This is a genomic window from Mesorhizobium sp. CA10 (genome assembly GCF_020165285.1).
Classification (GTDB): domain Bacteria; phylum Pseudomonadota; class Alphaproteobacteria; order Rhizobiales; family Rhizobiaceae; genus Mesorhizobium.
In genome coordinates, this window is record NZ_JAIUHV010000001.1 from 715,111 (window position 1) to 729,673 (window position 14,563).

Here is a 14,563-nt window from a genome sequence, read left to right on the forward strand (position 1 = left end):
TCAGGCTATACCCAGCGACCGCGAATTTCTCCTGGTGCTGGCGCAGTAGGAGCGAGATCGAAGTCCCTGTTCGTTTGTCAGAGTTCCACGCCGCTCAAAAAACAGACTATCGCAGCAATACTAAATTAGCGATAGCACATAACATCGGACGATGCTGCCAAGATGCGGTGGCGATTGCGCCAAGGCCCGCCTTGCATTTAGAACCCCGGCACGCCGGGTTCCTCAAATTCGTCCGATGAGCCAGCGGGCCTCTGCCCGGAATTCATTACGGCCTTGTTCAGCGAGGCAATGAGATCTTCGACGCGCAGCGGCTTGCTGAGGTAGTCGTCCATTCCGGCGTCCAGGTATCTCTCCCGATCGCCCGCCATCGCGTTGGCGGTCAGGGCAATGATGAACGGCTGATGCAGTTGTTGGGTATCGGAAGCGCGGATCAATCTTGTCGCTTCAAGACCATCCATGTCAGGCATTTCGATATCCATCAGGATAATATCATGGCCGCTCTGGGTGTATGCAGCGACTGCCGACTGCCCGTCGACCGCCAGATCAGGCTTGTACCCCAGGCGCTCGAGCACCTTCGAGCCAAGCTTCCGGTTGGTGGCATTGTCATCGACCAAAAGGATTTGAAGCGGAAACATCTTCGCCATCGAACTATCGAAAGCGGGCACTTTCGGCTGCTCGGATCGGGTGGAGCGTGTCGGAGTTCCGACAAAGATCGACAGCAGCGTGTTGAGCAACGGCGATGGCTTGATCGGCTTGGAGAGCGTGGCCGCGAATTTGATGCTCTCCATCTCCCTCCTCTTGTCATCGGGCATGGGCACCATTGAACTGAGCAGCACCAGCGGAACACGGCCCTTGTCGTCGAGCGCGCGTATTTGGGTGGCCAGTTCGATCCCGTCCATGCCAGGCATGTTCATGTCGAGAACGATGACGTCGAAGACCTCGCCTTCTGCAAGCCTTCGAAGCGCCTCGGCGGGATGTTCGATCACGGATGCAGCCATGTTCCAGGATTGTGCCTGCAAGGACATGATGCGCCGGTTTGTTGCGTTGTCATCAACGAAAAGCAGCCGTTTGCCGGCCAGCTCGTCTTTTGACGGTGTTGACTGCGTCGTTTTTTCCCCTCGGGCAACCGGAGCGCGGATGGTGAAGAAGAACGTCGTGCCTTTTCCTTCGATGCTCTCCACCCAAACCTCACCGCCCATCAATTCCACCAGGCGCCTGCTGATCGCCAGACCGAGGCCGGTTCCGCCATACCGTCTCGTGGTGGAGGCATCGACCTGGCTGAATGATTTGAAGAGGCGATCCATTCGGTCCTTGGCAATGCCGATACCGGTGTCGCGCACCGTGAACTGAAGTGTGCAAACTCTTAGGCCGCCCTCCTGTGTACTGGTATCCGCGGCCTTGGACGGCACCTCCATTACGGAAAGCACGATCTCCCCTCGCTCGGTGAATTTGACGGCGTTGTTGAGCAGGTTGATCAGAACCTGGCGCAGCCGGTTGCCGTCGGCGACAATCGTTTCCGGCGTGCCGGGCTCGACCACGTAGCCGAGATCCAGTCCCTTCTCTGCCGTCCTCGGCGCGATCAGGTCTATCGCGCTTTCGAGGCATCCACGCAGTTCGAACTGCCGAGGATCGAGATCAAGCTTGCCAGCCTCAACCTTGGAGAAATCGAGTATGTCGTTGATGATGGTCAACAGCGCTTCTGCGCTGTTGTTTATCGTCTCGCCGATTTCCCGCTGCTCGTCGTCAAGTTTGGTAGCCAGCATCAGGTTGGCCATGCCGATAACGCCGTTCATCGGCGTGCGGATTTCATGGCTCATGGTGGCGAGGAACGTGCTTTTGGCTTCGTTGGCAGCCTCCGCCGCTTCCTTGGCCTCCGTCAAGGCCAGCGAAAGCTCCTTGAGCTCGGTGAACAGTTGCGCGCTGTGAAGCGCCGCACCCGCATTGGCGGCGATGGTTGAAAGCAGCCGCAGCGAATTTTCGTTGAACATGCCCTCGCGTGTCGTGCTCTGCACGCTGATTACGCCGACATTGCCCTGCGCCGTCTTGATTGGAACGCCAAGGTAGGACAGCGCATCCTTGCCAACCGGAGTTGCTCCGATTTCCGCGCCGCGTTCCGCGACGTCCTGATTGATGAGCAACGGCTCGCCCGTTTCTATGATCTTGCTTGTAAGGCCTTCGCCGAGCCGAAGCGTGGTAAAGGCTTCGCCGAACTGATAAGGGAAATGAATGAGCTTGGTATTTGGATCGAGCAAGGCCAGATAAACGATATCGGCGCTGAAGATTTCTTGCATCTGATCGCCGATTAACTGGATTGTATTGCCAAGTTCGGCTTCGCCGACCAGCGCCTGGCTGACCTTGCTGATCGCGCCCAGTTCGGCCGCATGCTGTTGCGTTTCCTTGAGAAGTCTCTGGGTCTCGTCGAACAGGCGGGCGTTGGCGATCGCGACTCCCATGTTGGAGGCTATCGTCTGCAGCAGGCGTACGTGATTGTCGTCAAATGCGTCCTCTTCGTAGCTTTGTACGCTAACCACGCCGAGCGTTCTCTCACCCGAATTGATAGGCACGCCGATATATGAAGAGGTCCTGTCCTCTTCGTACGGAAAATAGGCACCGCGCCTTTTTCCTTCCTCCATGGTGCTGAAAACCAATGGCTTTCCCGTGCCGATAATCTCAGATGTAAGTCCTATCCCGAGCGGGAACGGCTCGATGGTCTTGTAACCTCTATAGTAAGCGTAGGGGACCCGAACCAAGCCGGATTGGCTGTCGTGCAACAGAATCTCGCTGACCTCGGTGCCGAAGGCCTCTCTCACCTTATCGCCCACCAGCCGAATGACTGTGTCGACATTCAGCGACTTCGTCATCGCTTCGCCGACGCTGTTGAGAATGGCCATTTCCTTGGCCCGGTCTTGCGCCACTTTTAGGAGCCGTTGCGTCTCGTCGAATAGGTACGCGTTGGCTATGGCAACGCCCATGCTGGAAGAGAGCCCCTGCAGCAGGCGCACATGATCTTCGTTGAACACGTTCTTCTGATAGCTTTGCACGCTGACCACACCGAGCGTTCTGTCCCCGGCAATGATCGGAACGCCCAGATAGGACTCGGTCCTATCCTCCACTGTCGGCATCAGCGCGCCCAGAGCAATATGCTCGTCAATATTCCCCAAAAGCAGTGGCTTGCCCGACAATATAACTTTCGAAGTCAGGCCTTCGCCCATGACAAATGGTTCAGGATCCTGGTAGTCTCCGTAGAACGCGTAAGGGACCGTGATCAGATCGGACTTTTCATCGCGCAGCAGGATCTCGGTTACCTCGGTGCCAAACATCTCGCGAACCTTGTCGCCGACGATCCGGGTCACGGTCTTGACATTCAGCGTTTTCGCGGTCGCTTTGCCGACGCTGTTGAGAATGGCTAGTTCCTTTGCGCGGTCCTCAGATACTTTCAGCAGCCGCTGCGTTTCGTCGAAAAGGCGTGCATTGGCAATCGCAACTCCCATGCTTGATGACAAGCCTTGCAGCAGGCGCAAATGATCTTCGCCAAATGCATTCTTTTCGTAGCTTTGAACGCTCACAACGCCCAGGGTTCTGCCCCCGGCAATGATTGGTACGCCGATATACGATTCTGACCGCTCCGCTTCGCTGAGGAAGATCGCACCGAACTCGAAGGACTGTTCAGACGTCCCGAGAACCAGTGGTTTTCCAGAGAGAATGACCTTGGAGGTCAGCCCCGCGCCCAAAGTGAAAGGCTCGACGTCCTGGTACTCGCGGTAAAATGAATACGGGACGGTGATGAGATCAGAGGCCTCGTCGTGCAACAGAATTTCGGTGATATCCGCCCCAAATATTTCTCGCACCTGATCGCCGACGATGCGGGTCACCGTCTTGACATTGAGCGTCTTCGCCATCGCTTCGCCGACGCTGTTAAGGATGGCCAGTTCCTTGGTGCGTTCCTCGGCGAATTGAATCAGGCGCTTGTTTTCAACGGAAAGACGGTCAAGCTCGATCGTCGCGACCGTGTTGATATGTTCCAGTTCAGCAATACGCCGGCTAGCGGATGCCAGGCGACTGGCAAGGTCGCTTTCGACTGAGCCCTGCATATTGGCTTCTCCCAAAGGGACCTTCCGCCAGGTTCAGCGGAATGCTTTCCCACCCCTACATTAGCAAGTAATGTTACACGCCAAACACCTGATTGACAGTACCGTCGAGGGGTGGCCTTGTGACGAGCTAGACTCTGCGGCTCGGATCCCAGAGCATGAGGCCGAAAAGTGTGACGCCGTTTTTGCACGACATCATGCTCTATCCCTTTGATTTAGAAGCGGATTCAGATACCGGCCAACCTGCCGTGGGTACCGGCCGTAGCGCTCAATGACGATCTTCATGCTCGACCAGGTGATATCTGAAACGATCACGCACGAATTCATTGAAGAACTGCCCTTTTGAGAAGGCCGCCTTGAAAGCCGTGTAGACCTCGGGTCCTACGTCCTCATAGTCATAGCGCTTGCCGGTCGGGACGAACCATACCGAGAGGACCCGCCTCGACGGATCGTAATGGATAGTCCGGATCGCGGTGGAAGGCATGTGCCGTCTCCTGCTTCCAACGCTCAATCCTCCTTGCGCCGCGAGGTTCCGCCATGCCGGCTTGCACAAGGGGCCCGATTGCCTATCTGAGCCGCATGACATCATTGAAAAACCGAGCTGCCGGCGACGCTTTCCAGGGCGATCTGTTCGGTGGGCCTGCAAGCCAGCCGCCCATGCCCGTAGGCTTCTCCTACCAGCCGGACCTGATTGCCCGCGACGAAGAGCACGAGCTGGTCCGTCATATCCGGGGCCTGCCCTTCAAGCCGTTCGATTTCCACGGCCATCTTGCCAACAGGCAGGTCGTCGGCTTCGGCTTGCGCTACGATTACGAACGCCGCCAGGTCGTGGAAGCGCCGCCCATACCGGACTTCCTGCTGCCGCTTCGCGCCAAGGTCGCCGCTTTTGCGTGCATCCCCGCAACAGAGTTCGCGCAAGTGCTGATCAACGAATATCGCCCGGGCGCGGGCATAGGCTGGCATCGGGACAAGCCGCATTTCGAGCTGGTCGCCGGCGTTTCCCTGCTGGCGTCCTGCAGCTTCCGGCTGCGCCGCAAGAACGGCGCGGCGTGGGACCGTGAAACGATCAAGGTCGAGCCCAGATCGCTCTACCTCATGGCAGGCCCGGCCAGGCACGAGTGGGAGCACAGCATTCCGCCAGTCGAACGCCATCGCTATTCGGTGACGTTGCGGACAATGCGGGCTCTTTAAGCAGCACGCGCCGGCGATTATCCGGGAACCATCGCCGGGCGCCAGGGTTGTGTCGTCAGATTTTCCAGATGGAAAGGAAAGACGATGCGCATGTTGACGATGGTCCTGACGCTGTCGGCAATGGCATTGGCGCAGCCCGCTTCCGCTCAACGCGCCGATCCGCAGCCGCCGCAAGCGACGCCCCCTGCCCAGGAGCCCATCCCCGGCCAGCCGCAGCCCGGCCAGGACGATGCCGCCCAGAACGTCACCAACATCGTCGTGGTGGCGATGGAGGACCTGCCCTCGGAAGTGAAGGCGCAGGCCGAAGCCATAGTCACCAGGACGACCGCCAAGGAACTGGCCAAGCTGCAGAACTCGGTCGACGCCTCGCCCGAGGCGACGTCGGTTCTGCATGCGAACGGACTGAATTCCTCGCAGGTCGTTGCCGCCAACATCGACGGTGACGGCACGCTGACGCTGATCATCCAGACGACGGCCTGACCTTGGGGGCATGACCCAGCCGAACGGCGGCCGACGGGCTGCGGTTCGCCTTCGATCCTCACTCTTGCGGAGGCTGTCATGACCGAAGCCGCGGTCCGCAACTTCATGCTCAACTTCGGGCCGCAGCACCCGTCGGCGCATGGCGTGCTCAGGCTGGTGCTGGAACTGGACGGCGAGATCGTCGACCGCGCCGATCCGCATATCGGCCTGCTCCATCGCGGCACCGAAAAGCTGATCGAATACAAGAACTATCTGCAGGCCCTGCCTTATTTCGATCGGCTCGACTACGTCGCGCCGATGAACCAGGAGCATGCCTTCTGCCTTGCCGCTGAAAAGCTGCTCGAGCTGTCCGTTCCCCGGCGCGGCCAACTGATCCGCGTGCTGTTTTGCGAGATCGGGCGGCTCTTGTCGCATCTTCTCAACGTCACCACGCAGGCCATGGATATCGGCGCCCTGACGCCGCCGCTATGGGGTTTCGCCGAACGCGAGAAGCTGATGGTGTTTTATGAACGCGCCTCAGGCGCGCGTATGCACGCGAACTATTTCCGCGTCGGCGGCGTCCACCAGGACCTGCCGGAAAAGCTGCTCGACGACATCTGGGATTTCTGCGATCCGTTCCTGAAGGTCTGCGACAATCTCGAGGGCCTGCTCACCGACAACCGCATCTTCAAGCAGCGCAATGTCGATGTCGGCGTGATCTCGCTCGACGACGCCTGGGGCATGGGCTTCTCCGGCCCCATGGTGCGCGGCTCGGGCGCCGCCTGGGATCTGCGCAAGGCGCAGCCCTATGAATGCTATCCCGAAATGGATTTCGACATCCCCATCGGCAAGCACGGCGACTGTTACGATCGCTATCTGGTGCGCATGGAAGAGATGCGCCAGTCGGTGCGGATCATGCGGCAGTGCCTGGAAAAGCTGCGCTCATCCGATGGCCAAGGTCCTGTCGCCGTGCCGAACCAGAAGATCACGCCGCCGTCGCGCGCCACCATGAAGCGCTCGATGGAAGCGACCATCCATCATTTCAAGCTTTATACCGAAGGCCACCGCGTGCCGCCCGGAGAGGTCTATGCCGCAGTCGAGGCGCCGAAAGGCGAGTTCGGCGTCTATTTGGTCTCGGACGGCAGCAACATTCCCTATCGCTGCAAGATACGCGCGCCATCCTTCGCCCATCTCCAGGCAATGGATTTCCTGTCGCGCGGGCACATGGTGGCCGATGTCGCGGCGATCATCGGCTCGCTCGACATCGTGTTCGGCGAGATCGATCGCTGACGCGGAGGAGAGCCCGGCGCCTCTCCTTCGTCTGCGTCAACCAGCGAGCCCGAGGCGATCCCGCCGACGGAACCGCTCTAGCGCATGAACACCGCTCTCAGCCACGCGAGAATGCCGGCGCCCGGGGAGATCGCCGCGCGCACGCGCGAAGCCGCCCAGCGGGCCGGCATGTTGGCGCCGACATGGCAATGGCAGACGACTTCATGCAGCTGCCAGTCGCTCATTTCGAAGAAGCGCTTGGCTTCGCCGTAAGTGTCGTCCCGCAGGCCTTGCGCGCGGAAGATCGGATCCTCGAAAGCGATGGTGATCGCCGAGCCGTCGATACGCATTCTTTGGCGCACATCGGCTGAGGCGTATTCGGTGCCCGCCAGCGCCGTGAGGCGGCGGCCGGGATTTTGTTCAAGAAGCTGCGCCCAGCGCTCAAGGCGCTGACCGCGATTGGCGATGAGAGCCGGTGCTTCGGTATGAACGTCGGCAACGGCGTTGATCTGATCAAGGGTTTGGTGCTTCACGGCCGTCTCCTGTGTCGGCAGATGGCCCCCGTCCACAACGGGATTTAAGGCGCCGACCGACGCCGGCAAGAGCCGAAACAGGCAGGTGGAATCATTTGATCATTGTCTGCCGCCGTCGCGCGCCGCGATCGTGTTGGAACCATCCGCGGGCGTGGCCGTTCTGCCAGCTTGCGCCGCCGATCGCTCCAGACGAAGCGTCCGAATGCAGCGGTCACCTCCATCAGTTCAGGTCGGGCAGGACATCCCGGTTTTTGGGATTCGCAGCAGGCCTTGCCAAGGCATCGAACGGAAGGAAAACGCGATGGCCATTCTCCCCAATCCGGACCCATCTCCCACGCCCGTGCCCACGCCGCCGCCCATCCCGGAACCGAAACCGGTGCGCGAACCGGAGCCGGACCGGCTGCCCGACGAGGAGCCGATCCCCAATCCCGATGAGAATGACGCGCCGCCCAGGCATTCCGCAACCAGGCGGCGCCGAATTTGAGCGACTCGCGGGAGGCGCCTGATGCGCCTCCCGCCTGATCATTCCCCGCGCATCGTCGCCTGGAAGGTCGGCAGGTGCTTCTTCTGCGCCTCGATCATGCGTTCGCGGTAGACGCCGTAGATGACGTCGGTGTCGTGCAGCGTCACGCCCGCAATGGTCGGCGAGGCGAAGACCGGCAGCTCGATGCCGCGCTTCGACAATTGCTCGGCCGTGCGGGCGAGCAACTCATGCGCCATGATCATCGCCAGCACCGTCGACGAGCCCGACACCGGGCGGCTCCAGCCTTCGATCGGCACCACCGCGTCCTCGATCGGCGAGCAGGTGTCGATGACGAGGTCGGCGGCGTCCGCCAGCCGCTTGCCGGAGGAATGCGTGGCTGGCTTGTCGAGATTGTTCTTGCTGGTGACCGCTACGACGAAGATGCCGCGCTTCTTGGCGTAGAGCGCGGTGTCGATACCCGAGGAATTGCGGCCGCTATGGCCGAAGATGATGATGGAATCGCCCGTGTTCAGCGGCTGATGGTCGAGGAACTTCTCGGCATATTTCTCGGTCCGCTCCAGCCACAAAAGCTCGCGCACGCCGCCGGCGCCGAGCACGTTGTGCCACATCACACGCGGGTCGGTCAGCGGATTGAAGCCGACGAAGCTGCCATAGCGCGGAAACATCTCCTGCGCCGGCAGCACCGAATGGCCCGAGCCGTAGAGATGGACGAGCCCGCCGTTTTGCAGCGTGTCGGCGAAACGGCTCGCCGCCTGGCCGAAGGCTTCTTCATTGGCCTTCGATGCCTGTTCGAGGAGGGCGGCGAGACGGGGAATGTAGAGATCGGACACTTCGGTACTCCTGTTGATCGTGTCAGCTTCTGGTGTTTGGGAGACGGCCGGCGCGCAGCGTCGAGCGTATCTCGTAGCGGTCGCCGCGCATGACCGAGACGGTGAATTCGAACGGGCCGCGCTCGTCGATGGTGATGCGCTCGACGACGAAGGCGGGACTGCCCGCGGGCAGGTCGAGCAGCTCGGCGTCGGCGGCGCTGACCGCGCCGACGCGGTAGTTCTCGCGCGCCTCGGCCGGCACGATGCCGTACTGACGCTCCAGCGCCTCGTAGAGCGAGCCCTTGAGCAGGCCGGCATCGAGAAAGCCCGGCACGCGCGCGGCCGCCAGTTGCGCCGTCTGGATGCCGATCGGCTCGTTATTGCCCAGCCTCAATCGCCGGATCCGCACGACAGGATCGCCCTCCTCGATCTCCAGCGCGCCGGCCGCCGCCGCATTCGCCGTCGTCAGGCTGCAGTCGAGCAGGCGCGAGCCGGCGACCACGCCGATATTGCCCATCTCCTGGGTGAAGGAGGTGAGCTCGCGCGTGCCGGCGACCAGCGTCGCCGAGCGCACGAAGGTGCCCCTTCCATGCTCGCGCCTGAGCAGTCCGCTTTCCTCAAGATTGCGCAGCGCGTGGCGAAGCGTGATGCGGCTGACGCCGAACAGCGCGCAGAGCCGGTCCTCGGCCGGGATCTGGTCGCCGGTCGCCCACTCGCCGCTCTTGACGATGGCGCGGATCGCCTCCTCGACCTGGTACCAGAGCGGCTCCGGTCGCCTGCGGTCCGGCTGCTGAAAGCTTGCTTCGCTCATCGGATCTGTCTCCACCCGCTTCCCGCCTGTCCGGCAAGCGCAGCACCCACCAGGCCGGCGCGGGAGCCGAACAATCCAGGCCTAAGTTCGATGCCGCGCAGATGCGGCGGCAATTGACGCCGTAGCGCCGCAAGCAAAGGCGGCGCGATCACATCCAGCGCATCGGCCAGGCCGCCCGAGACCAGGATGACGCCTGGATCGAGCAACCCGACCGCGCCGGCCAGCGCCGTGCCGAGTTGGCGCGCCGGCACCTCGAGCAGGGTCTGTGCGGCAAGCTGGCCTGCCTTGGCGGCGGCGATCAGCTGGCGGCTGTCGGCCAGTCCGATCTGTGCGGCAAGGGCGTCCAGCGCACGGCCGGAGGCGACACGTTCCAGCCAGCCGCTGCGATCCTCGCCGTGGTCCCTGACGTCGGCGCTGGCCCAGCCGAAGGAACAGGCGCCGCCATGCGCGCCGGCGACGATGCCGCCATTGGCCAGCACCGCCGAGCCGATGCCGGTGCCGATCGCAAGCAGGATCGCATCGGAAACACCCTTGGCCGCGCCGTGCGCCGCTTCCGCGAGCAGCGCGATCTGCGCGTCATTGCCGACCGCCACGCGAAGGTCGGGAAACAGCGCCGCGACGTCGACGCCGTCGAGCCAGGGCAGATTCGGTATCCAGCGGCATGCGGAGCCCTCGACAAGTCCCGGCACGGCAAGCCCGAGCGCTTCGGTCTCGCCTGCGGCCGCAAGCGTGCGAACGTGCGTCACGAACGCGTCGAGGCTCGCCGGAGCCGGCTCACGGACCTGGGGCACGAGGGCGCCGATATCGCCCGTATGGACCGCGGCGCGCAGATTGGTGCCGCCGAGATCGATGGCGAGAACCTGTATCATGTATCGCGGCTCCGGTCAGCATTTTCCAAATGTCATTATAACGACATGATGCCACCCGCAAGAGCCGCAAAGACGTCGACGGCTACCTATTGATCGGCGATCTGCCAGGAAACCGCATCTCATCCTTCTGATTTATTTACGTAATCTGACTGGATCGACATCATCGAGTTTTTCATCTGCAAGCATGATCCGCACGTCCATGTGCAAGGGGTCTTGCGCCTTTGCTCAAAGTTGTCATAACGTCATCTACTCTGGTCATGGCTTATGTGGAGGACGCCCATGTCGCTTGCCTGGATCTCGAAGCTTGGATTCGCCGCGGGGCTTATTGCGCTGCCCGCGACCGGCTGGGCGCAATCGGTCAACATCTCCTACCTGACGCATTGGTCGCCGGAGACGGTGGCGCTGCTCGAAGCGGCGGCCAAGGATTTTTCCAAGCAGCACCCGGATGTCGCCGTCACCGTGCGCGCGGTTCCGTTCGGCGATCTCTTGACCACGTTGCGCTCGCAGGGCGGCTCGTCCGATGGTCCGACGATCGGCGGCATCTACGATCTGTGGCTGCCGGAACTGGCAAAGGACAAGCTCGTCGCCCCCGCTCCCGATGCGGTGGCAGCCGAGGTGAAGAGCGCCTGGCCGGCGGGCGTCGTCAGCGCCGCCTCGGTCGGCGGGACGCTCTACGGCATTCCGAACGAGATCGACGTCTACGCGCTGAACTATAACAAGGCGCTGTTCAAGGAAGCGGGCATCGCCGCTTCGCCCAAGACCTGGGCCGAACTCAAGGACACCGCCGCGAAGCTGACCGACAAGGCCAAGGGCCAGCAGGGCTTCGGCATGATCAACTCATGGGCGGCGGGCGTGGTCCATCCTTTCGCCTCGCTGCTCGTCTCCAATGGTGGCAACCTGGTCAAGGACGGCAAGCCGGCGCTGGACAGCTCCCCGGCCGGCGAAACCTTCGCGCTCTATGAAGACTTGATAAAGTCCGGCGCGAGCAATCCGGCGATGGCAACGGCGGACGCCAACACCACGGGCCCGTTCCTCGACAATTTCGTCTCCGGCAAGACCGGCATGATCATCATGGCCAACTGGTGGGAAAGCGCGCTCAAGACCGGCATGGGCGACAAGTTCGCAAACATCGCCACCGCTCCCATCCCTGTCGGCCCAAGCGGCGACAAGCCGCATTCGATCTCCTATTCCTGGATGACCGTCGTCAACGCCAAGGCGGCCGAAGCCGAGCAGAAGGCGGCCTGGGAATTCCTCGCCTGGCTGAACAGTCCGAAGTCCGGCAAGAACGGCGCTTCGGCCATGTCCGACATCTTGATGTCGATGGGCATCCTGCCGTCGCGCACTTCCGACATCGAGGCGCACAAGGACAAGCTCGGCTCGGAGTTCCTGTCCGGCTATGTCTCCGTGCTCGCCGATGCGCGGCCTTTCCCGGTCGTGCTCGGCGGCCAGGAGTTCTCGGAATCCCTGCAGCAGACGCTCGAGGCGTTGCAGTATGGCCAGGTCTCGGCCAAGGATGCGCAGGCGAACGCTCAGGCCGACGCCACGTCGATCCTGGAGCGCGCCGCCAAGTAAGTTCGGGTCGCTGACCGGAAGCAGGTGAATGGCCAAAGCTTTTCGTGCCTCGGCGGGCATCATGCTTGCGCCCGCCGTGACATTGATCGGCGTGTTCGTGCTGTTGCCGATGCTGCTCACCATCTGGCTGTCCTTCCAGGACTGGTCGACGCAGACGCCCTTTTCCGAGGCCAGCTTCGTCGGCCTCGGCAATTTCCACGAGATCTTCGGCCCCACCTCGGTCGGCCGCGACTTCAAGACGGCGCTCCTCAACACCGCGATCTACACCGCGCTGTCGGTCGTCCTCATCCTGCCGCTGTCGGTCGTCTTCGGGCTGCTGGTCTATCAACGCGAGGTCGCCGGCGGCACGGCGCTGCGCACGGTGCTGTTTTCGACCTACATGGTGCCGATGATCGCCGTGGCGCTGGTCTGGTCGAAGCTCTATTCGCCGAGCGAGGGTCCGCTCAACCAGTTGCTCTGGCTGGTCGGCATTGGCCCGCAACCCTGGCTCTCCTCGCCCCGGTCGGCATTGATCTCGATCGTGCTCCTCAATGTCTGGCAGCAGGTCGGCTATTTCACCGTATTGGCCATCGCCGGGCTGACGCAGATCCCCGGCAGCCTCTATGAGGCGGCGACGCTCGACGGCGCCAACGGACGCGAGCAGTTCCGATTCATAACCCTGCCCTTGCTTCGCCGCACGCTGCTGTTCAGCGCCGTCATCGCCATCATCAATGCGGTGCAGGTGTTCGAGCCGGTGGCGCTGATCACCCAAGGCGGGCCGGTCGGCTCGACCAATGTGCTTACCTACCATATCCGCCGCGTCGGCATCGAACGCGCGCAGGGCGGACTGGGCTCGGCCATGGCGGTGATGCTGATGCTGTCACTGATCGTCTGCGTCTCGGCGCTGTTTGCCTTTGCCAATCGCAAGGACAGCGAATGAGCGCTCCAACCCGATCGCTCACCCGCAAGCGCCCTTCGGGCCGCAACGCGCTGCTCGCGACCGCAATGCTTCTAGTCGCCGTCGCCTCCGCCTTCCCGCTGGCCTGGATGGTTCTCTCCAGCCTGAAGACGCCGGCCGAGACCATGCAGGTGCCGCCGGTCTGGATCCCGCATACGCCGACCCTGGAGGCCTATGGCAAGGTCGCCGGCGTGATCAATGTCGGACGCTCGATGTGGAATTCCTTGGTCATCGCCACGATCACCACCGCCGGCATCCTGGTCACCAGCACGATGGCCGGCTACGCCTTCGCCAAATATTCTTTCCCCGGCCGCTCGCTGCTCTTCTCGCTGCTGATCGCCACCATGTTCCTGCCGCCGATCGTGACGCTGATCCCGCTCTACCGCATGGTCGGCTCGATCGGGCTGAGCGCCAGCCTTGCCGGCATCATCGTGCCCAACCTCGCCAACGCCTTCGGCATCTTCCTGATGCGCCAGTTCATCGCCGGCGTGCCGGACGAGTTGATCGACGCCGCCCGCATGGACGGCGCTTCCGAGCTGCTCATCCTGTTCAAGATCGTGGCGCCGAGCGTGGCGCCGGCCATCGCGGCGCTGGCTCTGTTCGCCTTCGTCTATCACTGGAACAGCTATCTGTGGCCGCTGACCGTGCTGCAGGGCAACGCCGACGCCTATCCGATCGTCATCAGCCTGAGCCGGCTGCTCAGCTACAACCGCGGCGCCGTCAACACCGGCCTGGTGATGGCCGGCGCAACGCTCGCCGTGCTGCCGCCGCTCATCCTCTTCGTCTTCCTGCAGCGCTTCTTTGTCGATTCGATCGTCGGCTCGGCAATCAAGGGGTAGCCATCAGCACGACCGCAGTATTCATGATTTGATGCCCCGCAGGTAATGCAGGCCCAGCCAGTTGAGTGGGCCGCCTTCTATGCGCTCGAACCCGGCTGCCGCCAGCGGTTCGCGAAGGCGGTGCAGGTCGAATTGGCCATGCAGGCCGTGCTTTGCCGCCAGGTGTCTGCGCTCGCCCGCCGGTCCGGCGTAATCGATCACCAGCAGCCGGCCGCCGGGGGGCAGAACGCGCGCGGCCTCGCGCAGACAAAAACCGCGCCTTGCCTCCGGCACCATGTGCAGTACGGTCGTGAAGGTGACGACATCGAAGCGACCTTCCTCGAACGGCAGCTCGGCCGCATCGGCATGGTGAAACGCGATGTTGAGGCCCGCCCGGCTCGCCTTGCGGCGCGCGGCGGCAAGCATCTTTTCGGAGACGTCGACCCCGACCACCGATCCGCCGGGCTGCACGCGCCGCCAGGCCGAAATCGCCTGGGTGCCGGTGCCGCATCCGACGTCCAGCAAGTGGAAGCCCGGTGCCAGGCCGGCCAGATCGAGCATGGCCTCGCGATAGGCCTTGTCGCGCCCACGGGTTAATATGAACACCAGCAGATCGTAGAGGCGCGGAAAGCTGATACCCCTGTTGGCCTCAGGGCCGATTGCGGCCCCCGTGTGTGCTTCGCTTCGCATATGGTGCATGTTCGTCACGTCCTTTCTTCAGCA

General features: G+C 62.4%; 14 protein-coding genes. 7 read left to right on the top strand and 7 right to left on the bottom strand.

Annotation, left to right across the window (positions count from 1 at the left end):
* Nucleotides 1-197 precede the first annotated feature (197 nt).
* Nucleotides 198-4,091 carry a GAF domain-containing protein gene (locus LB535_RS03320; RefSeq protein WP_224631144.1) on the bottom strand — a complete coding sequence of 1,298 codons (3,894 nt, stop codon included), beginning with the start codon at nucleotides 4,089-4,091 and terminating at the stop codon, nucleotides 198-200.
* Between the two features lie 265 nt (nucleotides 4,092-4,356).
* Nucleotides 4,357-4,572 carry a KTSC domain-containing protein gene (locus LB535_RS03325; RefSeq protein ID WP_224631145.1) on the bottom strand — a complete coding sequence of 72 codons (216 nt, stop codon included), beginning with the start codon at nucleotides 4,570-4,572 and terminating at the stop codon, nucleotides 4,357-4,359.
* A gap of 95 nt (nucleotides 4,573-4,667) precedes the next feature.
* On the opposite strand from LB535_RS03325, the gene LB535_RS03330 reads away from it, so the two are divergent.
* The 3 genes from LB535_RS03330 (at nucleotide 4,668) to LB535_RS03340 (ending at nucleotide 7,028) form a co-directional block, all read left to right on the top strand.
* Nucleotides 4,668-5,279, top strand: a complete 612-nt coding sequence (locus LB535_RS03330; protein ID WP_095766252.1) for an alpha-ketoglutarate-dependent dioxygenase AlkB — start codon at nucleotides 4,668-4,670, stop codon at nucleotides 5,277-5,279.
* Nucleotides 5,280-5,363: 84 nt separating this feature from the next.
* Entirely contained in the window at nucleotides 5,364-5,759 is a 396-nt protein-coding gene (locus LB535_RS03335; protein ID WP_095766251.1) for a hypothetical protein, read from the top strand.
* A 78-nt stretch (nucleotides 5,760-5,837) separates the two neighbouring features.
* The gene (locus LB535_RS03340) at nucleotides 5,838-7,028 is read left to right on the top strand and encodes an NADH-quinone oxidoreductase subunit D (protein WP_224631146.1); all 1,191 of its coding nucleotides are present in this window, start codon (nucleotides 5,838-5,840) and stop codon (nucleotides 7,026-7,028) included.
* A gap of 77 nt (nucleotides 7,029-7,105) precedes the next feature.
* Here LB535_RS03340 and LB535_RS03345 read toward each other — a convergent pair whose 3' ends face one another.
* A complete protein-coding gene (locus LB535_RS03345; RefSeq protein ID WP_095766690.1) occupies nucleotides 7,106-7,540 on the bottom strand; it encodes a hypothetical protein in 435 nt (144 codons plus the stop codon).
* 301 nt (nucleotides 7,541-7,841) lie between these two features.
* Between LB535_RS03345 and LB535_RS03350 the strand changes: the two genes are divergently transcribed.
* On the top strand, nucleotides 7,842-8,024 hold the full coding sequence (locus tag LB535_RS03350; RefSeq protein ID WP_095766249.1) for a hypothetical protein: 183 nt from the start codon (nucleotides 7,842-7,844) through the stop codon (nucleotides 8,022-8,024).
* A 38-nt stretch (nucleotides 8,025-8,062) separates the two neighbouring features.
* Here the strand turns inward: LB535_RS03350 and LB535_RS03355 are convergent, their stop codons facing one another.
* The 3 genes from LB535_RS03355 to LB535_RS03365 are packed head-to-tail and all read right to left on the bottom strand — an operon-like array spanning nucleotide 8,063 to nucleotide 10,513.
* On the bottom strand, nucleotides 8,063-8,854 hold the full coding sequence (locus tag LB535_RS03355; protein WP_140846318.1) for a sugar isomerase domain-containing protein: 792 nt from the start codon (nucleotides 8,852-8,854) through the stop codon (nucleotides 8,063-8,065).
* 22 nt (nucleotides 8,855-8,876) lie between these two features.
* Nucleotides 8,877-9,644 (bottom strand): GntR family transcriptional regulator, encoded by a 768-nt coding sequence (locus LB535_RS03360; RefSeq protein ID WP_224523993.1) that lies wholly within the window; start codon nucleotides 9,642-9,644, stop codon nucleotides 8,877-8,879.
* Nucleotides 9,641-10,513, bottom strand: coding sequence for an ROK family protein (locus LB535_RS03365; protein WP_224631147.1), 873 nt, complete (start codon nucleotides 10,511-10,513; stop codon nucleotides 9,641-9,643). Before LB535_RS03365 ends, LB535_RS03360 begins: the two co-directional genes overlap by 4 nt.
* Before the next feature lie 279 nt (nucleotides 10,514-10,792).
* Between LB535_RS03365 and LB535_RS03370 the strand changes: the two genes are divergently transcribed.
* From LB535_RS03370 to LB535_RS03380, 3 genes are read left to right on the top strand one after another with little or no spacing between them, the layout of a single operon-like run.
* Nucleotides 10,793-12,085, top strand: coding sequence for an ABC transporter substrate-binding protein (locus tag LB535_RS03370; protein ID WP_224631148.1), 1,293 nt, complete (start codon nucleotides 10,793-10,795; stop codon nucleotides 12,083-12,085).
* Nucleotides 12,086-12,113: 28 nt separating this feature from the next.
* Nucleotides 12,114-13,004 (top strand): carbohydrate ABC transporter permease, encoded by an 891-nt coding sequence (locus LB535_RS03375; RefSeq protein ID WP_224631149.1) that lies wholly within the window; start codon nucleotides 12,114-12,116, stop codon nucleotides 13,002-13,004.
* Complete coding sequence (locus tag LB535_RS03380) at nucleotides 13,001-13,861, top strand: carbohydrate ABC transporter permease (protein WP_224631150.1); 861 nt, start codon at nucleotides 13,001-13,003, stop codon at nucleotides 13,859-13,861. Before LB535_RS03375 ends, LB535_RS03380 begins: the two co-directional genes overlap by 4 nt.
* A gap of 21 nt (nucleotides 13,862-13,882) precedes the next feature.
* Here LB535_RS03380 and LB535_RS03385 read toward each other — a convergent pair whose 3' ends face one another.
* Nucleotides 13,883-14,539 (bottom strand): class I SAM-dependent methyltransferase, encoded by a 657-nt coding sequence (locus LB535_RS03385; protein ID WP_224631193.1) that lies wholly within the window; start codon nucleotides 14,537-14,539, stop codon nucleotides 13,883-13,885.
* Nucleotides 14,540-14,563 lie beyond the last annotated feature (24 nt).

What these genes read in the sequence shown, in the direction of transcription:
- LB535_RS03320 (WP_224631144.1), bottom strand. Translation starts at nt 4,091, where the DNA reads ATGCAGGGCTCAGTCGAAAGCGACCTTGCCAGTCGCCTGGCATCCGCT.
- LB535_RS03325 (WP_224631145.1), bottom strand. Translation starts at nt 4,572, where the DNA reads ATGCCTTCCACCGCGATCCGGACTATCCATTACGATCCGTCGAGGCGG.
- LB535_RS03330 (WP_095766252.1), top strand. Translation starts at nt 4,668, where the DNA reads ATGACATCATTGAAAAACCGAGCTGCCGGCGACGCTTTCCAGGGCGAT.
- LB535_RS03335 (WP_095766251.1), top strand. Translation starts at nt 5,364, where the DNA reads ATGCGCATGTTGACGATGGTCCTGACGCTGTCGGCAATGGCATTGGCG.
- LB535_RS03340 (WP_224631146.1), top strand. Translation starts at nt 5,838, where the DNA reads ATGACCGAAGCCGCGGTCCGCAACTTCATGCTCAACTTCGGGCCGCAG.
- LB535_RS03350 (WP_095766249.1), top strand. Translation starts at nt 7,842, where the DNA reads ATGGCCATTCTCCCCAATCCGGACCCATCTCCCACGCCCGTGCCCACG.
- LB535_RS03360 (WP_224523993.1), bottom strand. Translation starts at nt 9,644, where the DNA reads ATGAGCGAAGCAAGCTTTCAGCAGCCGGACCGCAGGCGACCGGAGCCG.
- LB535_RS03365 (WP_224631147.1), bottom strand. Translation starts at nt 10,513, where the DNA reads ATGATACAGGTTCTCGCCATCGATCTCGGCGGCACCAATCTGCGCGCC.
- LB535_RS03370 (WP_224631148.1), top strand. Translation starts at nt 10,793, where the DNA reads ATGTCGCTTGCCTGGATCTCGAAGCTTGGATTCGCCGCGGGGCTTATT.
- LB535_RS03375 (WP_224631149.1), top strand. Translation starts at nt 12,114, where the DNA reads ATGGCCAAAGCTTTTCGTGCCTCGGCGGGCATCATGCTTGCGCCCGCC.
- LB535_RS03380 (WP_224631150.1), top strand. Translation starts at nt 13,001, where the DNA reads ATGAGCGCTCCAACCCGATCGCTCACCCGCAAGCGCCCTTCGGGCCGC.
- LB535_RS03385 (WP_224631193.1), bottom strand. Translation starts at nt 14,539, where the DNA reads ATGCACCATATGCGAAGCGAAGCACACACGGGGGCCGCAATCGGCCCT.